Genomic DNA, 21,587 nt, shown 5'->3' with positions numbered 1-21,587 from the left:
TCGGCATCCTCAAGTCCGGTGCGGCGTACCTTCCGATCGATCCGGAGTATCCGGCCGAGCGGATCGCTTACCTGGTCGGCGACGCCGCCCCCGGACTCGTGCTGACGGATCGTCACCTCGACGTTCCATCGGTGCTGATCGGCGATCCGGCCACGGTGGCCGCCTGGGATCGTCAACCGACGGGAACCCCGGACGTGTCGGTGCGTGCGGCCAGTGCCGCCTACGTGATCTACACCTCGGGCACGAGCGGCACCCCGAAGGGCGTGACGGTCACACACGCGGGCGTGGGTGGCTTCTCCGCAGGATTGTGCGGGCGCGCGGGTGTGGGCGGATCGAGTCGGGTGCTGCGTTCGGCTTCGCTGAGCTTTGACGCATCCGTCCTGGAACTCGTCCTGGCCTGGGGTGCCGGTGCGGCGCTGGTGGTGCCGGGTGGTTCGGTCCTGGTGGGTGCGGAGCTGGAGGAGGCGCTGGCGTCCGGCGGTGTGACGCATGCGTTCCTGCCGCCCTCCGTCCTGGCGACGTTGCCCGCGGGTGCGTGGGAGCGGCTGGGCGACTTGGTCGGGCTGGTCGTCGGCGCGGAGGCGTGCTCGCCGGAGCTGGTGGAGCGCTGGGCACCCGGGCGCCGGATGATCAACGCCTACGGCCCCACCGAGATCACCGTGGCTGCGGCGATCAGCGACCCGTTGCTGCCGGGTGGAGGCACGCCGATCGGCCGTCCGGTCCCGGGGGCGGGTGTGCTGGTGCTGGACGAGCGGCTCGGCCTGGTACCGGCAGGCGTCCCGGGCGAGCTGTACGTCTCCGGCCCGGGCCTGGCGCGCGGCTACGGCAACCGGCCGGGGCTCACCGCAGAACGCTTCGTCGCCAACCCGTACGGCGCCCCGGGTGACCGCATGTACCGGACCGGCGACCTGGTCCGCTGGAACGCCGACGGCCTGCTCGAGTACCTGGGCCGCGCGGACGACCAGGTGAAGATCCGCGGCTTCCGCGTCGAACCCGCCGAGGTGCAGGCGCTGTTGGAGCGGGAGCCCGGGGTGGCGCAGGCCCTGGTGGTGGCGCGGCGGTACCGGGACGACGATGTGCGCCTGGTGGCGTACGTCGTCCTGGAGGACCACCGCGGCCGCCCACTCGGCGCCCTGCGTGACGCGCTGCGCCGCCGACTGCCCGCCTACCTGGTGCCGTCCGCGTTCGTCGCCCTGGACGGCTTCCCGCTCACCGTGAGCGGCAAGATCGACCGGGCCGCACTGCCGGCGCCCGAGTACGTCGGCACCGCCGGCTCCCGGGCGCCGCGGACCCGGACGGAGGAGGTGCTCTGCGAGCTCTTCGCCGGGGTGCTCGGCGTGCCGGCCGTCGGGGTGGACGACGACTTCTTCGACCTGGGCGGTCACTCGCTGCTGGCGACCCGGCTGGTGAGCCGGGTGCGGGCGGTGCTGGGCGTGGAGCTGCCGCTGCGGGCCCTGTTCGACGCCCCGACGGTGGCCCGGCTGGCCGGCCGGCTGACCGAGGCGGGCACCCGGCCGGTGCTGGAACCACGGCCGCGGCCGGAGTCGCTCCCGCTGTCGTTCGCGCAGCGGCGGCTCTGGTTCCTGTACAAGTTCGAGGGCCCGTCGGCGACCTACAACATGCCGCTGGTGCTCCGCCTGACCGGCAAGGTGGACGTGGCCGCGCTGGAGGCCGCACTGGACGACGTGGTGGCCCGGCACGAGCCGCTGCGCACGGTCTTCCCGGACGTCGACGGCCAACCGCGGCAGCAGGTGCTCGTCCCTGAACAGGCGCGGGTGGAGCTGGAGTTGGCCGAGGTCGCCGAGGAGCAGGTGCCCGAGCGGGTGGCGCGGATCGTGCAGCACGGCTTCGCGCTGGACCGCGAGATCCCGTTCCGGGCGGGCCTGCTGGTGACCGGCCCCGATGAGTCGGTGCTGGTCGTGGTGATCCACCACATCGCCGCCGACGGATGGTCGATGGGCCCGCTGACCAGCGACCTGGTGGCCGCGTACACCGCGCGGCGGGACGGCGTGCGACCCGACTGGGCCCCGTTGCCGGTGCAGTACGCCGACTTCACCCTCTGGCAGCACGAGCTGCTGGGCGACGGCGCCGACCCGGACAGTCTCTTCCGACGCCAGGCTGCCTACTGGACCGAGCACCTGGCTGCGCTGCCGGAGCAGGCCACGCTGCCCCCGGACCGGCCGCGCCCGGCCGTCGCCTCCTACCGTGGCGAAGTGATGCAGTTCCAGGTCGGCCCGGACACCCACGCCGGTCTGCGCGAGCTGGCCCGGTCGGCGGACGCCACCCTGTTCATGGTGCTCCAGGCGGGCCTCGTGGCGCTGCTGTCCCGGCTCGGCGCCGGCGACGACGTCCCGGTCGGCTCGCCGATCGCCGGGCGCGCGGACGAGAGCCTGGACCAGCTGGTCGGGTTCTTCGTCAACACCCTGGTGCTGCGCACCGACGCATCGGGCGATCCGACCTTCGCCGAACTGCTGGCGCGGGTCCGGGAGACCAGCCTGGCCGCGTACACCCACCAGGACCTGCCGTTCGAGTACCTGGTGGAGGCGCTCAACCCGCAGCGCTCGACGGCCCACCACCCGCTGTTCCAGGTCGTCCTGGTGTTGCAGAACGACTCGGGAGCCCGGTTCGACCTGCCGGGGCTGGCGGTGCGGGCGGAGAAGTCCGGTGTCGGGTCCGCCAAGTTCGACGTGTTCGTCAGCGTGACCGAGACCTTCGACGCGGCGGGCCGGCCGACCGGGCTCAGCGGGCTGATCGAGTACGCCACCGACCTGTACGACCCGGCCACCATCGACGCCTTCGCCGCCCGCTGGAGCCGGCTGCTGGATGAGGCGATCCGCGATCCGCAGCAGCCGGTCAGGGCCCTGGAGCTGCTGGAGGCGCGGGAACGCGAGGAACTGCTCGACTGGTCCAACGCGCAGCGCGAGGACCTGCCGCCGATCACCCTGCCGGAGCTGTTCGCCGCCGCGGTCCGCCGCGCCCCGGACGCGGTGGCCACGATCGCGGCGGACGGCGAGCTGTCCTACGCCGAGCTGGATCGCCGCGCGAACCGCCTGGCCCACCACCTGCGCGGCCTCGGCATCGGCCCCGAGCAGCGGGTCGCGCTGCTGATGCGGCGCGGGCCGGCGCTGGTCACCGCCGTCCTGGCCGTGCTGAAGACCGGCGCCGCGTACGTCCCGGTGGACCCGGACTACCCGGCCGAGCGGATCGAGTACATGCTGACCGACGCCGCGCCGGCGCTGGTCGTCGACGACGACTGGGCGGCCGGTCAGGACCTCTCCGGCCGGCCCGACACCGATCCGGCGGTGGCGATCCACCCCGCGCACACCGCCTACGTGATCTACACCTCCGGCTCCACCGGCCGCCCCAAGGGCGTCGAGGTGACCCACGCCGGGATCGCCAACCTGGCCCGGGCGCAGCTGGACGCGTTCGACCTCACACCGGACAGCCGGGTGCTCCAGTTCGCCTCGCCCAGCTTCGACGTCTCGGTGTGGGAGCTGGTGATGGCCTTCGCCTCCGGTGCGGCGCTGGTGGCGGCGTCCGCCGACGCGCTGGCCGGTGACGCGCTGGCCGGGACGTTCACCGAGCGGCGGGTGACGCATGTGACGCTGCCGCCGTCGGTCCTGGCGACCCTGGACGCGCAGGGCCCGGGGCTGCCGCTCCCGGAGCTGAGGACGCTGCTGGTGGCCGGTGAGGCGTGCTCGCCCGACCTGGTGGAGCGCTGGGCGCCGGGGCGCCGGATGATCAACGCCTACGGACCCACCGAGTCCACCGTCGGGGCCGCGATGAGCACCCCGCTGACCGGTCGGGAGACCGGGGTGGTCCCCATGGGGCGCCCGCTGTTCGGGCTGTCCGGCTACGTCCTGGACGCGGGCCTGAAGCCGGTGCCGCGGGGCGTCATCGGTGAGCTGTACATCGCGGGCGCGGGGCTGGCCCGCGGCTACCTGGGCCGTCCCGGGCTGACCGCGGAGCGCTTCGTGGCCAACCCGCTCGGTGCGCCGGGAGGCCCGGCGCAGGGTGAGCGGATGTACCGGACCGGTGACCTGGTCCGCTGGAACGCGGACGGCCGGCTGGAGTACCTGGGCCGGGCCGACGACCAGGTGAAGATCCGCGGCTTCCGGGTCGAACCCGGCGAGGTGCAGGCCGAGTTGCTGCGGCAGCCGGGCATCGTCCAGGCCGTGGTGACGGTCCACCGGTACCGCGGCACGGATCCGCGCCTGGTGGCCTACGTGGTGCCCGAGGAGCCCGAGGGCTTCTCGGTGACCGCGGTGCGCGACGCGCTGCGCGACCGACTGCCCGGCTACATGGTGCCGGCGGCGGTGACGGCCCTGCCCGCGCTGCCGCTCAGCCCGAACGGGAAGGTGGACCGCAAGGCGCTGCCCGCCCCCGACTACGGCGGCCGGGCCGGCGGGCGCCCGCCGCGCACACCGCAGGAGGAGGTGCTCTGCGGCCTGTTCGCCGAGGTGCTGGGCCTGCCCGGGGTCGGAGCCGACGACGGGTTCTTCGACCTGGGCGGCCACTCCCTGCTGGCCACCACGCTGATCAGCCGGATCCGGGCGGTCCTCGGCGTCGAGCTGCCGCTGCGCACCTTCTTCGAGTCGCCCACCGTCGCGGAGCTCGCCCTGCGGCTCGACCAGGAGCCCGGGCAGGGCCCGGCCGGCCCGTCCAGCGCCTTCGAGGTGCTGCTGCCGCTGCGTACCAAGGGGGACCAGCCGCCGCTGTTCTGCCTGCACTCGGGCGGTGGCATGTGCTGGAACTACGCGAGCCTGCTGCCGTACGTGGGCGCCGACATCCCGGTGTACGGCCTCCAGGCCCGCGGCCTGTCCGACCCGGACGACCTGCCGACCTCGGTCGAGGCGGTGGCGGACGACTGCATCGAGGCGATGGTCCGGGTCCAGCCGGAGGGCCCCTACCGGCTGATGGGGCACTCCTTCGGCGGCATCGTCGCGCACGCGGTGGCGGCCCGGCTGGCCGAGCGCGGCCGGCGGGTCGAGCTGATGGTCTGCCTGGACGCCAAGCCCGCCGAGGCGGAGGAGGAGATCCCCGAGCACGCACACCAGGAGTACTACCGGGGCATCCTCGAACTGCTGGGCGTGAGCACCGCCGAACTCCGGACCGAGGCGATGACCTTCGAGGAGTTCGCGGAGGTGGCCAGGACCACCAACACCGTCCTCGGCAGCATCGCGGAGAGCGAGTTCCTGACCATCATGCGGGTGATGGAGAACAACATCGACATCACCCGGCGCTACCGGCACCGCCGGGTCGCGACCGAGATGATGCTGTTCGCCGCCACCCGGGAGACCGACCAGGTGCTGCGGCCGGACGTCTGGCACGAGTACCTGGACGGACCGGTGGAGTACCGGCGGATGGACTGCTCGCACGCCGGGATGCTCAAGCCGGAGGTGCTCCGGCAGATCGGTGCCGCGATCCAGGACCGGCTGCGCCGGTCGTAGCGGCCCGCACGAACGGCGGCCCCGCCCGGAGGTTCCGGGCGGGGCCGCCGTTTGTGCACCCCGTCACGCTCTCACACCCGTACGCCGCTACAGCGGCCGCAACCGGACGCGGTCCGGGGTGAGCTCCTTGACGGAGGTGACCCCCAGCAGCTGCATGGTCTGCCGGACCTCCGCCGCCAGGATGTCCAGCACCCGGCGCACCCCGGCCTCGCCGCCCGCCATCAGGCCGTAGAGGTAGGCCCGGCCGATCAGCACGCCGGTGGCGCCCAGACAGACGGCGGCGACCGCGTCCGCGCCGGACCGCACGCCCCCGTCGAGGTAGACCTCCGCGCGGCCGTCGACCGCACTGAGCACGGCCGGCAGCTCCTCCAACGGCACCGGCGCACGGTCCAGTTGGCGGCCACCGTGGTTGCTGAGCACCAGCGCGTCCACGCCCAGGCCGGCGAGCGCGTGGGCGTCCTCGGCCGTCTGGACACCCTTGACGATGAGCTTTCCGGGCCAGACCCCGCGCAGCCAGGCCAGCTCCTCGACGGTCGCCGACGGGTCGAACATCAGGTTGCCCAGGTCCGCGGCGGTGCCCTGCCACTGGCGGAACGAGGCGAACTCCAGCGGTGCCGTGGTCAGCAGGTTCAGCCACCAGCGCGGCCGCAGCGCGCCGTCCAGGAGGGTCCGCGCGGTCAGCGCCGGCGGGATCGTCATGCCGTTGCGCACGTCCCGCAGGCGCGAGCCGGCCACCGGGGTGTCCACGGTGAGCATCAGCGCCTCGTAGCCGGCGTCCGCCGCGCCGCGCACCAGGTCCAGGCTCCGGGCCCGGTCCCGCCACAGGTAGAGCTGGAACCAGCGGCGCACTCCCGGCACGGCGGCGGCCAGGGCGCCGGCCGCGGTGGTGCCGAGGGTGGAGAGCGTGTAGGGCAGGCCGTGGTCCGCCGCGGCCCGGGCCACCGCGATCTCGCCCCGGTGGTGCATCATCCGGGTGAAGCCGGTGGGGGCCAGCGCGATCGGCAGTGCGGACGTGCCGCCCAGCAGCGGTGCCGAGGTGTCGACCGCCGAGACGTCCCGCAGCACGCTCGGCCGGAACTCCACCCGGCGGAACGCGGCCCGGTTGCGGGCCAGCGACTGCTCCTCACCGGCGCCGCCGTCGGTGTAGTCGAAGACCGCCCGGGGGGTCCGTCGGCGGGCGATCGCGCGCAGGTCCGCCACCGAGGCGGCCGAGGTGAGCCGGCCCGCGGCGCCGCCGGCGGCGGGCCACCGGGGGCGCAGCACCGGGGCGAGTTCGGTCAGTCGTGCGATCCGGCGCCGCAACTGGTCGTCCACGTGCGGCGGTTGGGGGCTGTTCATCGGCCACTCCTGGTCAAGCCGCGGGCCCCTCCCGGAGGTTCGCGGCGCCGTCCGATCAGGTCCCGGTGACGGTACGTCCGAGCCGCGCCGCCCGGCCACGGGTGTTCGACCTGCGCAGCCCGGCGCAGGGCTGCGCCGCAGGTCGCGGCGGTCGGCCGGCGGTCGGGCGTTCAACTGCTCAACGGCCTCGCGGCGACTGTCCTAGGGTGGCGGCCATGGCCTTCCCTGCGGTGATCCGTATCGTTTCCCGCGACTCGCCGATGGCACTCGCCCAGGTCGACCGAGTCCGTACCGAGCTGGCCGCGGCGTTCCCCGGGACCGCCACCGAGGTGGTACCGGTGCGGACCACCGGTGACCGGTGGCTGGGCGATCTGGCGCTGGTCGACGGCAAGGGCGCCTTCACCAAGGAGGTGGACGCCGCCCTGCTGGCCGGTGCGGCCGACCTGGCGGTGCACTGCGTCAAGGACGTGCCGGCCGACCGTCCGCTGCCGGCCGGCACGGTCTTCGCGGCCTTCCTGGCCCGGGACGACATCCGCGACGCCCTGGTGCACCCCGGTGGGCGCACCCTGGACCGGCTGCCGCCCGGCACCCGGATCGGCACCTCGGCGGTCCGCCGTTCGGCTCAACTGGCCGCCTCCCACCCGCACTTGGAGTGCGTGCCGATCCGCGGCAACGTCAACCGCCGGCTGGCCCGGCTGGCGGCCGGGGACGTCGACGCGCTGCTGCTGGCCGTGGCGGGCCTGGAGCGGCTCGGGTGCCGCGAGGTGATCAGCGAGGTGCTGGAGCCGGAGCGGCTGATGCCCGCCCTGGGCGCCGGGGCGCTGGCTCTGCAGTGCCGGGCCGGTGACACCGAGCTGATCGAGGCGGTGCGCACCCTCGGCGACCCGGACACGCACCGGCAGGTGGCCGCCGAACGGATGCTGCTGCACGCTCTCCAGGGGCACTGCAACAGCCCGATCGCCGGATACGCCCGGACGGCCGGTGACGGCAGCCTGTCGCTGCGGGCCGGCGTCTTCAGCTCGGACGGCAAGCGGGCGGTCAACGCCCACCAGTGGGCCGGGCCGCTCGACCCCGAGGCGCTGGGCGCCTCGGTCGGCGTCGAACTGCTCCGGCAGGGCGCCCGCGAGCTGATCGAGACGTCCGCGGCGCACAGTTGACGTGCCGTCAGCCAGCGGTCTCGTCGAGGCCGGTGAGCAGGTAGGCGACGTCGAGGCCGGTGGCGAGGTACTGTTCGAAGGTCGGGTTGGCCAGTGCCCAGGGCGACCGCTTGAGGCGGATCAGCTCGACGGCCTCGGCGGCCGTCAACCCCGTCTCGATGAGGGTCTGCGCCACCACCAGGCCGGAGCGGTTGTACCCGGACTGGCAGCGGACCAGCACGGTGAGCCCGTCGCGCACGGCGTCCGCCGTGGTCCGGGCCAGTTCCTGGACGGTGCGGATCTGCTCGGTGGTGAGCCGGCCGTCGGGGAACTCGCTCACCAGATGCCGGACCTGCGGGTCGGGTCCGTGTCCGGGCTGGCTGAACAGGCTGACGACCAGGTCGAACTCACTGCCGACAACGGCCGGTTGGGGCGTGCCCGCGGAGTCCGTCCACTGGTGGCCGCCCATCCACAGCCGTGGCACGATCTCGCTCCACGGGGCCTGCGGCTCACCGCCACCGCCGTCCTGGTCGTGCTGACGCGACGTCACCCTACCTCCAGTCCAGCGGCTCCACGTGTTCCGGGCCCGGTCAGGATTCCACCCAGCCGTGGTTCGCGGCGAGCTTGGCCATCGACCGGCGGATGTTGAGGATCTGCTCGCCGGTCAGGGACGGAGTGACGTGGAGCAGGGCCTCGGTGATCTCGTCCGTGAGCTCCTTCATGGTGAGCACCTCGCACATGAGGTCGTCGACGTCCACCGGCTCCCCGGCGGGAGCCGGCGCGTGCTCGACGATGGTCACCGCGGAGGCCTTCGGGCCGCGGTCGCCGTCCTCGAGGTCGAACTCCACCGTGATGCCCGGCTTGATCAGGTGCTTCTCCACCAGGAGATCGTTGGCGTGCAGGAAAACGTCATCGTCTCCGCCGCCGATCGCGATGAACCCGTAGCCGCGAATGTCGTCGAACCTGATGACCTTGCCCGTAGCCACAATCAAACCCCATCACATGTTTCGACGAACGGTGCTGTCCCTCAGGGTATGCGCGCGCCGTCCGGGGCGACACCCCCAGCTGATCGCGGACCGGGCATGGTGTCCTCGACCGCACAGTAGCGTTACGTACAGATGGCATGTACGCTGCGTGTCGCTGGTTGAAAAAGAGGCGGGCCTGGTCACCACTCCGTGGGGGGAGTCATGTCCAGGCCCGGTTGCCGGCCCGGGGCCCGGTTGCGCTCGTGGGGGAGCTACAGCCGGGCCCTTCGGCGGCCTGTTCTTGTTATGCCCAGCCTGACGGTGTTTCAGTCATGACAAGGCTCAAGTCGGACTGGAATCGTCAGAAATGGAACCGGAGCCTGATCACCAGGCACTCCCCGGGCAGGTTCTCCAGGTAGTCGTCGGCGAAGGCGTAGTAGTCGCCGGTGCGGCCGTCGAGCCGCGCGCCCCAGTCCTCCACGGTGCCGTCGACCCACCGGCCGTCCAGCGTCAGCAGGTGGTTGGTCGGCACGACCCGGGCGCTCTCGCGGCGGACGAACTCCCCGGGCCCGCCCCGGAAGTGGTCCAGCGGGTCGACGAATCGCGGGAAGAGGCCGCAGACCTCGGGCGAGGTGTCGGCCGCCGCGATCAGCGGCTGGGCGAAGTAGTCGGCGCGGGCCTGCGCGAGCGGGTAGCCGGCGGGGTCGCGGCGGGCGCGCTCGACGAAGGTCTCCAGGGTCAGGGCGGCCGGGTGGCGCGCCGCGAACTCCTGCCAGCGGCGCAGGCGTTCGGCGGCCCGCGCGGCGACCGGCGCCCGGGCGGCGGCGAAGTCGAGCAGCTCGCGCGGCCCGCCGTCCCAGCGCGAGGGGGTCCGCTCCCGCGGGGTGCCACTCGGCAGCGCGGGGTCGAAGATCAGCCGCGGGTCCGCCTCGTGCACCGGGGAGACCGCGAAGCCGTCGCCGTCGTACCCGCCGTAGACGTGCCAGGAGTCCCACTCGCCCTGCCAGGCGGGCCCGCCGGGCTGCGCCTCGAAGTCGTAGGAGTAGCGGGCCATGACGGTGTCCAGGGCCGCCGCGACCTCGCCGGGCGGGGTCGGCGGGAGGCAGACGGTCAGGAGGTCACGAGCCATGGTGTGCGCCTAGGGGACGAGAAGGTGATCCGGGATGAGACCCGAGGATCCTACTGACCTGGGGAAACGGGGCGGGCCCCCGGCCCGGCCGGCGCCGAGGAGGCGGCGGGCCGGACCGGGGGCCCGGTTCAGCGGTCGTGCGGTGCTGCTACTACGCCATCGGTTGGGGCTGCGGAAGGATCATGTCCCGCTCCCCGCCGAAGTCGAACGGGTCGAAGATGTTCGCCAGCGTCAGGTCGATGCCCTTCTGCCAGCCGTAGTTGTCGATGTCGTCCTTCGCCTGCATGGCCTGGATCGGGAACGCGATGATGCTCAGGATCGGCAGGCGTGCCACCTTGGCGATCTTCCCGCCCTTCGGCGGCCCCGGCTTCGGGATCGGGCGCGGCTTCGGCGGGACGACGGGGGCCACGGGCTTCACCGGGGAGCGGTGCGTGTCGAACCCTCCGTCCGCGGTGATGATCCGGACGTTCGGGTTCCCGGAGAAGTGGTTGGCGATCTGCTTCGCCTGGTCCGCGTCGGCCGCGACGAAGACGACGCTGTTCGCCTGCCCCTTCACCCGGATGTCCAGCTTGTTGGTGATGGTGCCGATACCGCCCTCGACGGTCTTGCCGCCGGTGGCGTCCACCGACTCGACGCCGACGATCTTCCCGTTGCGCCACGTCACCTTGATGAAGTCCGAGGTGGTTCCGATCGGGACGTTGTTCCCGTTGGCGTCCAGGATGGCGTTCTTCTGGATGATCGGGTTCTTCTCGTCCTGCAACAGGTACTTGATCCCGTTGCCGGTCTTCTCGTCGAAGTACTGGCCGGAGTTGCGCAGGTCGTCGTTGAGGTGCCGGTACGCGATCTCCTCGTTGTCGTTGGCGAACTCCTCGGTGTCGGCCAGGGCGTGCGGCACGCCGTAACCGTCGTAGATGACGTCCTGGTCGTCGATCGTGGTCTCGGTGTAGGCATGGGAGGGCTTGATGTGGTTGCCCTCGCAGTCGTCCGCGTGCTCCCGGCAGTAGTCCTTGATGTCCGGGTCGAACAGGCCGCTCGGGTCGCTGCGGTTGAGCGGGCTGCTGTGCGCGTACACGTAGCCGTTCAGCGACTGCGGGTCGTTCTCCGCGAAGACCGGGTCGATGCTGATGAACCGGCCGGTGGCGGGGTCGTAGTCGCGGGCGCCCAGGTGGACCAGCCCGGTGGGCTCGTTGGTGCCGCCGACGAAGCCCCGGCTGCCCGCCCAGGTGGTCGGGGCCGCACCACGCAGCCCGCCGAACGGGGTGCTGCGCCGGGCGCTGAACGCGCCCGTGACGGCGTCGATGTTGAGCGTCGCGGTGCCGTGGTGGTCTCCGACCTGGAAGGTCACCTTGTTGTCGTCGGTCCGCAGCGCGGTCGCGCCGCCCAGCTGGTAGTAGCGGGTGGCCGTGGCCTTGGCCGCGCCCTTGACCAGGGTCAGCTCGGTGTTGCCGAGGTTGAGCGTCCACTTCTCGGCGGCCGGGTTGGCGCTGTCGAGGTTGTGCGCGAGCAGGCGGTTGCCGAACGCGTCGTACAGGTAGTCGGTGGTCCTGGTCGCCGTGCCGGTGGTGCCGCCGACGGTGGTCTTCACGGTGTCGACGACCTTGTCCAGCTTGCCCTCGGCGTTCCAGCCGAGGGTCTGGTCGCTGGTCTGGTTGGCGGACGGCTTGAGGTGGCGCCCGACGGTGTTGCCCGCGGTGTCGTAGTCGTAGGACTCGACGGCCGGGGTGCCGACGGAGCCGACGACCGTGCTGGTGTTGCTCAGGGTGTGCGGGCGGGTGCCGGTCGCGGACGGGTAGCCGTAGCCGGCCGTGACGTCCAGCCCGGTGTTGCCGGTCGGGTCGTGCCGGGTCTCACCGGCCCGGGTGCCGTTGACGTTGTAGCGGTAGCTGGACCAGTACGGGGCCGGGCCGCCGAGCGACTTGCCGTCCGGGGTCGCCGGGCAGCTGGTGCCGGAGGGGGTGAAGGCCTCGGTGAGGCGCAGCTGGTAGTCGTACTGGAAGCACTGCCGGTCGACGGTCGAGCCGGTGGTGTCGGTCAGCGACGTGATGTTGCCGGCCTGGTCGTACGTGTAGGCGGCGGCCCGCAGGGCGGTGGCGACGCCGTACTCGTCGGTGCGGGTGGTGGCGAGGCGCTGGGTGCCCCACTCGTAGGAGTTGGTGACGTAGACGTCCTTGTTCGGGACGCCGGCGTTGAGCGTGGTCTGCAGCGGCTTGCCGGTCAGGCTGAACGTCTGGCCGGTCAGGTAGGTGTTGAGACCGGAGATCGCCGTCGCGCGGTGCAGTTGGTCGTAGCTGAAGGCGACCGACTCGGCGGCGAGGTTGCCCGCCGCCGGGTAGGAGACGGACTGGGTCAGGCCGTCGAGCCGGTAGATCGCGCCGGTGACGTAGCTGCCCGCGAGCGCCTCCTGGCCGGGGACGGACGGGATGGTGACGGTGGTGCGGGTCGCCCGGCCCAGCGGGTCGTAGAGCGAGTAGGCGGTCTTGTACTGGTAGGTGGTGCCGCCGATGACGGCGTAGCGGGTGCTGGTGGCCGGGAGGCCCTTGTTGCCCGCCGGGTCCCAGGTCTGCGAGGTGAGCAGCGGTCCGGTGAGCGAGCCGTCGTGGGTCTCCACCGGGCGGGACAGGTTGTCGTACACCGTGGCGATGGTCCGGCCGCGGCCGTCGGTGGTGCTGACCAGCTCGGCGCGGTCGTTGAAGACCTTGACGGTCGTCCCGGAGTCCGGGTCGACGGCCTTGGTCTGGCGGCCGCGCTGGTCGTAGAGCCAGGTCCACACGGTGCCGGCCGGGTCGGTCAGCCTGGTGAGGTGGCCGCCCTGGTCGTAGCCGTAGGTGGTGGCGTCGTAGCCGGTGAGGGTCCGGTCCTTGTACTGGCGGACCTCGGTGGTGCGCCCGCCCGCGTCCATGACGGTCGTGGTCGGGATCCCGCCGACCGGCGGGGTGACGGTGACGCGGTCGCCGCCGTACTCGGTGGTCGTGGTGGACAGCGGGGTGCCGACCCCGTTGCCGGCCAGCACGGTCGCCTTGACGATGCGCCCGAGACCGTCGAAGGTCTTCGCGGTCTGGGTCTCGACCCCGGTGGTGTCGTCGACGTTGCGCAGCGTGCCGGACGGCGCGCCCTTGGCGTAGTACGGCTCGTAGGTGAGGGCGACCTGGCCGCGCTCGTTGTAGAAGCTGTCGCTGATGATCCGGCCGCCGTTGTCACCGGGCGCCTGGGTCTGGCGCACCCGGCCGAAGCCGTCGTACAGCGTGTACCCGGTGTCCTGGGAGCCGTCGGCGTTCAGGCTCAGCGTCGTGACGGCGGTGATCGCACCGTCGGCGATGGCGTAGCCGAACTGGTGGTTGGGGGACTGGCCGGTGCTCTTGGAGCGGTTCGGCTGCCAGACCTTCAGGATCCGGCCGAGGCCGTCGTACTGCAGGTCGGTGCGCCGGTTGTTGGTGTCGACGGTGTCGGCGGTCAGACCGCGGGCGGGCTCGTAGTCGGTGGTGGTGGTGTTCGCGGTGGCGCTGTTGCCGGCCGTGGCCGGCGCGCCGGTGGTCCTCGACTGGGTCGGGCGGCCGGTGGCCGGGGTGTAGCCGGTGGTGGTGGTGCGCGCCAGCGTGCTCGGCGTCCGCACCGGCGCGGTGGCACCGGTGAGGTCGTAGACGGAGCTGAGGGCGAGCTCGGTGCTGGTCAGCGTCCGGCCGTAGACGTCGAAGGTGGCGGTGTTGCCGAGGTACGTCGCGCTGTTGCCGGTCCGGGACTTGAGGTTCTCGGTGAGGGTGACGTTGCCCGTGGTGGGGGCGACGCCGTGGGCCTGGCCGTCGAAGCTGATCCGGGTGTCGGCCAGGACGGCGGAGGTGCCGTCCGGCTGGGTGTCCCGGTTGACGTTGGCCGAGCAGTTCGCGGCCACGGTCTCGGTGCGGACGGCGCCGTTCAGGATCCAGGCGGCGGTGTTGTCGGCGTAGGTGATCCGGGTGCACTTGTCGTCGGTGGCGACAGCGGTGTCACCCAGGTCCTCGGCCTGGGTGGTGCGGCCGTAGCCGTCGACGGTGGTGTTGGTGCGGATCTCGCGCCAGTTCGCCCCGGCGCCGTTGTCCATCGAGGTGAAGACGCGCTTGGCGGCGGTGCCGGTCAGGTTGGCGGTGGTGGTGGCCCAGTCGCGGACCCGCTTGGCGGTCTCCTTCTTCCACGGCGTGCTGACCGTCTTGCCGACGACCACGCCGCCGGACTTGTCGAACTGCTCGACGCGGTACTCGTAGCCGGCCCAGGCGTTGTCGTCGGTGAGGGTGGTGCCCTGGCCGTCGTCGACGGTCACCGCGCGCTTCTGGTTCTTGTCGGCCGGGTCGGAGCGGTCGCCGTCCATGCCGCGCAGGTAGTAGTGGTCGGTCTGGGTGGCCATGGCGGCCACGCCGCCGGTCTCCACCCGGGTGCGGGCGTAACCACGCCACTGGGACCAGGTCTTGAGCTTGTCCCGGGTGAGCCCGTCCTCGTCGTCGTAGTGCCAGGCGGCGTCGCCGAGGTAGCTGTAGTGGGTGACCATGTCCGGCGCGCCGCCGGTGCGGTCGGTGGCGATGACCGACTCCACGACGTACTTGTTGAACCACTCGGTGGTCACCGGCACGTCGTTGGTCGGCTGGTACTGCTGCGGGAAGCAACGGGTGGTGTTGCTCTGCGGGGTGGGCAGGGCGTTCCAGTCGCAGGCCGCGGCCGAGTAGTTGACGTCGATCTGGCCGCCGAGCTCGTCGGTGATGGTGCCGAGCCGCTGCTTGATGAACGGCGCGCGGCCGTCACCGACCTTGTCGAGCCGGTTGGCCAGCTGCTTGTAGGCGAAGCCCGTCTTCGGCATCGGCACCGACGGGGCGGCGCCGGAGCCGGTGTGCTGGATCGAGTCCAGCAGCAGCTGGTAGTCGAAGTCGGCGGTGCCCCACTTGTGGTTCAGCGCCCAGCTGTCGACGTCCTTGTAACTGCCGTCCGGCTGGAGGGTCTTGGCGGTGACGGAGGTCAGCCGGGTGCGGGTGAAGAAGGTCGGCGCGAACTGGGTCTTGCAGTCGGTGCCGTCGGCGCAGTTCTGGTCCCAGGGGGTGTCGTACCAGTACTGCCGGTTGGTGTCGATCTTCGCCGGGTCGCAGAGGCCGGCGGTGGTCTCCAGGCAGCGCTCGGCGGTGCCGAAGTCCACCCGGGCCATCGGCTTCACGGTCGCCGAGTACAGGTCACCCTGCTGCTGGCCGTACTCCAGGTGGTCGAGGTGACCGCCGCGGATGTACGGGGTGCGGTCGGTGTCCTTGAGGTTGCGGCCGTAGTTGTTGGTCTCCGGCGTGTACCAGTAGGTGACGTCGTTGCCCTTGGCGTCGACGACCAGGTCGAGGTTCCAGCGCCAGCCCTGCTGGCACCAGGAGGAGGCGAAGTCGGCGCCGTGGCACGGCTCCCCGGTATTCTTGCCGTACACCGGAACGGTGTAGACCGACTTGGTCTCGGGCTTGCCGGAGCTCCAGTTCGGCAGCCGGTTGTAGCCGAAGTAGTAGCTCGTCCCGTCGGGGGTGACGGCGCGGAAGTACTCGCCGTCGTTGTCGCCGTTGCCGCGGTTGGTATCGCGCAGACGGGTGACCTTGGTGTTGTCGTCGCCCTCGATGCGCCACTCGTCACCGGAGTCGGACAGCGGGATCAGCTCGCCGGAGTGGCCGGCGAAGCTGATGGTGGCGTTGTCGGTGCCCCAGCACTGGTCGCCGACCTCGACGTCGTTGGTCTTGACGCCCTCGTCGGCGCAGGGCTTGTAGCTGCGCTCCACGAAGCCGGGGGACAGGTCGAAGCCGTCACCCGCCCAGGAGGACTGGTTGTTGCTGTTGGCGGTGCGGCCGTCGATCCGGCCGGAGCTGTACGACAGGCCGACCCGCGGGGTGAGCCCGCCGGGCATCGGGGTGAGCGGCATGTCGTACGACCAGGAGAACGAGCCGCTGTTCAGCGAGGTCGACCAGGACGAGGCCGAGGCGAGCGGGGTCGCCTTGTAGTCGCCGCCGGGGCCGGCCGTGCCGGGGGTCGCGGCCAGCACGGTCGCCGTGCCGCCGGTGGAGTTCAGGCGCATCGAACCGGCCGGCGGGGCGGCCTGGACGACCGGCTGGGCCGTGACGGTCTGCCGGGCGAGGTCGTTGCCGCCCGGCAGCGGCGTCTGGGTGCGGCACTCCGGCTTCTCCGGGGTGGTCAGCACACAGGCCGGCAGCTGGACGAGGCGCAGCCGGGAGCCGAAGCCGGAGCCGGCCGCCTGCGCGAAGGAGCTGTAGTCGACGCTGACCTCGGTCGGGTGCTCGGCGCCGCTGACGCTCAGCAGCACACCGGTGATGCCGGCCCGGCGGGCCAGGTCCTGGCCGTGGACCTGGACGGTGACCGCGGAGCCGGTGCCGCCGGCCGGTGCCCCGGCGGACGGCGGGTCGGCCTTGGCGGCCCGGGCGTCGTTGGCGGTGCGTTCGCCGGCGGGGCGCAGCGTGACGGGCAGGCCGCCCGCCCGGACGTCGCGGCCCGGGTCGGTGGAGAGCGTGACGGCCGCGCTGCCCGCGCCCGGCCACGCGGTCGGCTTGCCGGCGGGTGCGCTGACGGTGGTGTCGGCCTTGGCGGGCTTCACCTTGGCGTCCGAGCCCGGGACGGGCTTCTCGGCGGACGGCGCGTCCGGCTTGTGGTACTCGGCGGCGGCCGCGTGGGCCGCCAGCGGCAATGTCGGCAGCAGGGCGCCGACCAGGGCTGCCGCCACCAGGGCGGAGCCTCTCCTGCGGGGCCGCCGGTCGGCGTCCCGTTCCGTGCTCACTCGTGGAACTCCCTCGGGATGGTGGGGTGGAGGGCGCGCGGAACCGCGCGCAATGCGTCACCGCACGACCGCAGACCGTCACGGTCGCGGGACAGAAGTCGCGGGACAAAAGGGGTGCGGGCCGGACAGCGAGGCTGCCCGGCCCGCACGGGTGGGGTCAGGGACCGGGGACGGTACCCAGCTCGGTGTTGTAGTCCGCGAGCTTGACGATCTGCGCCGGGCTCAGCACGCCCTGGTAGAGCCAGACGTCGTCCAGCTCACCGGAGAAGTACTCGCCCCACGCGCCGGCCGCCTTGGTCCGGCCGAACTGCAGGCCGGAGGTGGCCTCGAACGGCTGCGGCGCGGTGGTCCAGGAGACCATCGGGGTGCAGCCGGGCGTGCCGTCGGCGCACGCCTGGTTCTCCAGCTGGCCGTTGGCGTAGAGGCTCAGCTGGTCGGAGAAGGCGTCGTAGCTGACCGCGAGGTGCGTCCAGTTGTCCAGCACCGAGACGACCGGGGTGTGCGCGGTGGTGGTGCGCACGGCGCCACTCGTGTCGGAGTTCCGGACCTCGGCCTGCCACTGGCCGCTCGGCTGCTGGTTGGCGTCGAGCCCGATGTAGTGCCAACGCAGCGTGACGGCACTGGTGTTGGCGCCGGTCAGTGACAGCACGGTCATGTCCCGGGTCGGCACGCCGGCCGTGTCGGCCCAGCCTGCCAGCGTGAAGCTCTGCCCGGTGTGCAGCGGCGCGGTGGCGGTCGCGGCGTAGCCGGTGGTGCCGTTGAGCTGGAGGGCGCCGGGGGTCGGGTAGATCCCGCCCGCGGTGTCGATCGAGGCGCCGGTGCCGAGCTGGGCGGCGGCCTTCAGCGGGCCCTCGTCCGGGGTGGCGAGCGGCGTGCCGGAGGCGTTGTTGAGCTTCCAGCGGCCCGCCAGTTGCGGGCGCTGCTGGACCAGGTCGCGGGCCTCGGTCGCGGTGACGACCCGGTCGTAGACCCGGACGTCGTCGAGGTCGCCGCCGAAGAACTCGCCGTTGGCGCCCTCGCGGTTGACCGCACCGAACTGCAGCCCGCCGGGGGAGGCCCACGGCGTGGTCTGCACGTAGTCGGCCTCGCCGACCAGGTAGCCGTTGATGTAGAGGCGGGTCTTCTTCGCCGTGGTGTCGGACACCCCGAGCAGGTGGGTCCACTCACCGGTGGTGGCGCCGAAGCAGGGCACGCCGTTCACCTGGGTGCCGGCCGTGCAGTCGGGCTGCATGGCCCGCACCACGGTGTCGGCCGAGGTGTCCTCCTTGGAGCGGCCGAAGATCCACCGCTGGTAGTAGGCCGAGTGGTACAGCGAGAACTCGCTGTTGTGCTGGCCGATCTGGGTGACGGCGATCCGTGCCGAGGCGTCGGTGTCGGCGGACTTGGGGAGGCGGACCCAGGTGGAGACGGAGAAGTCCCGGGTGCCGTCCACCTGCGGACGGGCGGTGCGGGCGTAGCCGCTGACGCCGTCCAGGTGCAGGGCCTTGTCCGCGACGCCGGGGACGCCGAGCTGGGCGCCGCCGTAGACGGTGGCGTTGTCGGTCTCCGCGGCGCCGACGGCGGTGCCGGTCTTGCCGTCCAGGTGCCAGACGGCCTTGGCCGGCAGGCCCTTGGCGGGCGAGCGGTCGGCGAGGACGTCGGTGACGTCGGCCGTGGTGAGCGCCCGGTCCCAGGCCTTGACCTCGTCCAGCGCGCCGGTCCAGTTGTCGGTGTAGGTGCCGCGCCAGTGCATGCGCCCGATGTCCAGCGAGCCGCGGGCCGCCCAGGCGGCAGGCGCGGCGACCGGCGCGGTGGCGACGCCGTTGACGTAGAGCGTCACGGTCTTCGCGGTGGCGTCGTACACGCCCAGCAGGTGGGTCCACTGCCCGAGGGCGACCGGGGCGTCGGAGGTCGCCTGCTGGTAGCCGTAGCCCGTCGCGTTGTCCTTGTCCACCGTGGCGAACGCCCACTTGCCGCCGCGCAGGCCGAGTTCGAAGGCGGCCATCGAGGTGCCCGCCTGCGAGACCGCGCTGCGGTTGTGGCTGGCGTCGGTCAGGTTGACCCAGGCCGAGACGGTGTAGCCGCGGGTGGTGTCCAGCACCGCGCCCTGGGTGCTCGCGTACGCGTTGGCGGTGCCGTCCATGGCCAGGCCCTCGGCCAGGTGGCCGGGGGTGGAGGTGGCGCCGCTGCCGGGCGTGGCGTCGAAGCCGCCGCCGGTGCCGGTGAGCGAGGTGCCGGAGGCGTCGTCCATCGACCAGCCGGCGCGCTGCGGCTGGCCGGCGAGGACGTTGAAGTAGTACGTCTCGGGCTGCGAGACGTTGCCCGAGGCGTCGACGGCGCGGGCCGAGAGGAAGTGCAGACCGGGCTTGTCCGGCAGCACGTTGAGGGTGCGCGTGGCGCCGCCGGTGGTGGCGATCTCGTTGGACGGGGACGGCAGGTTGTCCAGGCCCCACTGGTACTTCACGACGTCGGTGGCCGTGGAGGAGAGGGTGAAGGTGCCGTACTTGCCGACGCCGTCGGTCCAGGGGAGGGTCGCGGTGGCGTCCCTGGAGCCCGGGTAGGCGGCGGAGGTGATGGCCGGGCCGCTCGGGGCGGTGGTGTCGACCTGGAAGTAGCAGGCGGTCGGGTCACCGCTGGAGGACCACGGGCCCCACTGGGCGCCGTCCCAGGCCCGGACCTCCCAGTTCAGCCGGGTGTTGGTCGGCAGGGTGTTGGGCAGGCTCCAGGAGAACATCGAGCCGGAGCCCTTGAAGCTGTTGGAGGGTGGTGTCGCGCCCTCCGAGCCGGTCGACCACCAGTGGTGGTTGAGGCCGGTGCCGTCGCCGTTGTCCCAGGAGACCGCGAACTGGAGGCCGACCGCCTCGCCGTCCGGGTCGCTGCCCTTGGCGGTGACCTGCGGCCAGTTGTTGATCTTGACCGGGGTGGACTGGCAGACCGAGCCCGGGGACATCGTCATGTCGCTCATGGCGGTCTGGTTGGGCGGCAGGTTGTAGTAGACGCGCAGGAAGGCGTCGTCGGTGAGCCGCTTCCAGCTGTACATGTCGCCCTCGTTCTGGGCCTTGAGGCCGAAGGTGACGGTGGGCCAGCCCCAGTTGGCGGCGTCCTGGACGAGGTCCTTGACCGGGCCCGAGGTGCCGCCGAACTCCAGCCAGCCGCCGGGGCAACTGCCGTTCCAGCCCTTGGCCGTGTTCATCGTCTGGAGGTAGCGGCCCCAGAAGCCGGAGGCGTTCTGGCTGTTCCAGTTCAGGCCGGAGGAGATGTAGCCGGTGTTCCAGAGCTCGATCGGCCGGGCGTCGCAGGAGTACGACCAGCTCTCGTAGGTGCCGAACTCGGCGCTCAGGATCTGCTTGCCGATGAACGAGCCGTTCGGGATCTGGAAGAACGCGCGCTTCACGTCGGTCGGGGCGCACCGGGAGGTGTCGCCGCAGTAGCCGACGCCCCAGTCGTGCACGTAGTCGCTGTTGTACGTGAAGTGCCAGTAGGACTGGGATGCGTAGTAGCGCGAGACGCCGGCCCAGTCGGAGGCGTTGGGGGTGTTCCAGGCCGGGTCGATCATCACGGGGTAGACCGTGCCCGGGTCGTCCAGCAGGGTGCGGTCCGGGGTCAGGACCATCGTGTCCTGGGCCTGCGGGACGTCCACCTTCAGCTTGGCGACCTTCGCGCCCTCGCCGGGCACCAGGCCGTCCAGCGGTCCAGCGGCGGGGGCGCCGTTGGCCGGCGCGTCGGTGGCGGGGGCCTGGGCGGCCGGGGCCTCGGCGGCGGGCGCGGCGAGGGACTTCGCCTTCGGCGCCTGGGGGGCCGCGGGCGTGGCGGGAGCGGTCGGCGCGGCCGGTGCCTTCGGCCCGGAGGAGTCCCACATGACCGGGACGGGCGCCTCGAAGACCGTGCCGCCGGCGCTCTTGTCGACGGCGGTGAGGGAGCCGTCGGCGGCCTGCCGGATCGTCAGGCCGTCGCCCTTGAGGCCGAGGCGCAGCTCGTTCAGCTCGGGGTTCTTCGCGGCGGCCGCCGTGTGCACCACGACGACCTGGGAGAAGCCGGTCCGGGTCGCGGTCAGCTTGAGGTCGACGTCCGGCAGGATCGCGCGGTACTCCGCGGTGCTGCCGTTCAGTACCGGCTTGGGCAGCGGCTTGGGCCAGGCGAGCTTGAGCTCCTTGCCCGACTTGGCCATCCGCACGAGCGGCTGGGAGCTGCCGCCGCCGGAGAACTCGACGTCGGCGGTGGCCCCCTTGGGCGCCACCGCGCCGCTGGGCAGCGTCTGAAGGGTCGGGTCGATGTCGACCCAGCCGCCGTTCTTGCGGACGCGCTTGGGCTGGACGTACGTGGTCGTCACCAGCTTGCCGTCCGGCTGGGCGACGGTGTCGCTGGCCTCGGTGCGCTTCACGTCGACCTCGACCGGCTTGCCGGTCCGCTTGGCCTCCGCGACCGCCAGCGAGTCGGGCGAGTCCTGGTGCTTGGTGGCGCCCGGCGAGGGGTCGGCCTTGCCGCCGCCCGCGGCGGCAGCCGCCAGGGAGGGCGGTATCGCGCCTCCGGTGAGCGCCGCGGCGGTGAGCACCGCGATCAGCCATCCGCGCGCGGAGGGTCTCCGGCCTGTTCGTTCCAAAGTGTCAGCCCCGGTTCATTACAAGATCATGCAAAAGTTCGAGGCGGATCTTCAGACAATCATGGGGAAAGTGTCAACTGAACGTGAGAATACTCTGAGATTCCGGGCCCTGACGGTCCGATGTGCCGGAGCGGCCTGCGGAGATGGTCAGGCTGCGAAGGAACCGACTGTTCACCGCAAGGGTCTTGCCCGGTCATTTTCTACGCGCGTATCTTGGGTCC

At 72.2% G+C, this 21,587-nt stretch carries 8 protein-coding genes; 2 read left to right on the top strand and 6 right to left on the bottom strand.

Annotation, left to right across the window (positions count from 1 at the left end):
• Positions 1-5 precede the first annotated feature (5 nt).
• The gene (locus ABTY15_RS11435) at positions 6-5,450 is read left to right on the top strand and encodes a non-ribosomal peptide synthetase (RefSeq protein WP_350580143.1); all 5,445 of its coding nucleotides are present in this window, start codon (positions 6-8) and stop codon (positions 5,448-5,450) included.
• An 87-nt stretch (positions 5,451-5,537) separates the two neighbouring features.
• Here ABTY15_RS11435 and ABTY15_RS11430 read toward each other — a convergent pair whose 3' ends face one another.
• On the bottom strand, positions 5,538-6,788 hold the full coding sequence (locus ABTY15_RS11430) for an alpha-hydroxy acid oxidase (RefSeq protein ID WP_350580129.1): 1,251 nt from the start codon (positions 6,786-6,788) through the stop codon (positions 5,538-5,540).
• Between the two features lie 215 nt (positions 6,789-7,003).
• On the opposite strand from ABTY15_RS11430, the gene hemC reads away from it, so the two are divergent.
• Positions 7,004-7,945: a hydroxymethylbilane synthase gene (hemC, locus tag ABTY15_RS11425; protein WP_350580127.1), complete on the top strand. Its 942-nt coding sequence runs from the start codon at positions 7,004-7,006 to the stop codon at positions 7,943-7,945.
• A 7-nt stretch (positions 7,946-7,952) separates the two neighbouring features.
• On the opposite strand, the gene ABTY15_RS11420 is transcribed toward hemC, so the two are convergent.
• The 5 genes from ABTY15_RS11420 to ABTY15_RS11400 form a co-directional block, all read right to left on the bottom strand.
• Positions 7,953-8,474 (bottom strand): protein-tyrosine phosphatase family protein, encoded by a 522-nt coding sequence (locus ABTY15_RS11420; RefSeq protein WP_350580124.1) that lies wholly within the window; start codon positions 8,472-8,474, stop codon positions 7,953-7,955.
• Between the two features lie 40 nt (positions 8,475-8,514).
• Positions 8,515-8,910, bottom strand: coding sequence for a cold-shock protein (locus tag ABTY15_RS11415; protein WP_350580121.1), 396 nt, complete (start codon positions 8,908-8,910; stop codon positions 8,515-8,517).
• A 340-nt stretch (positions 8,911-9,250) separates the two neighbouring features.
• Positions 9,251-10,018, bottom strand: coding sequence for a hypothetical protein (locus ABTY15_RS11410; protein ID WP_350580118.1), 768 nt, complete (start codon positions 10,016-10,018; stop codon positions 9,251-9,253).
• Positions 10,019-10,169: 151 nt separating this feature from the next.
• Complete coding sequence (locus tag ABTY15_RS11405) at positions 10,170-16,787, bottom strand: RHS repeat domain-containing protein (protein ID WP_350580116.1); 6,618 nt, start codon at positions 16,785-16,787, stop codon at positions 10,170-10,172.
• Positions 16,788-16,944: 157 nt separating this feature from the next.
• A complete protein-coding gene (locus ABTY15_RS11400; RefSeq protein WP_350580113.1) occupies positions 16,945-21,318 on the bottom strand; it encodes a LamG-like jellyroll fold domain-containing protein in 4,374 nt (1,457 codons plus the stop codon).
• Positions 21,319-21,587: the final 269 nt, after the last annotated feature.

It is taken from the genome of Kitasatospora sp. NPDC097643, assembly GCF_040302625.1.
Classification (GTDB): Bacteria; Actinomycetota; Actinomycetes; order Streptomycetales; family Streptomycetaceae; genus Kitasatospora.
The sequence above is the reverse complement of the archived record's forward strand: the minus strand, read 5'-3'. Positions and strand labels throughout refer to the sequence as shown.

What these genes read in the sequence shown, in the direction of transcription:
- ABTY15_RS11430 (WP_350580129.1), bottom strand. Translation starts at nt 6,788, where the DNA reads ATGAACAGCCCCCAACCGCCGCACGTGGACGACCAGTTGCGGCGCCGG.
- ABTY15_RS11410 (WP_350580118.1), bottom strand. Translation starts at nt 10,018, where the DNA reads ATGGCTCGTGACCTCCTGACCGTCTGCCTCCCGCCGACCCCGCCCGGC.
- hemC (WP_350580127.1), top strand. Translation starts at nt 7,004, where the DNA reads ATGGCCTTCCCTGCGGTGATCCGTATCGTTTCCCGCGACTCGCCGATG.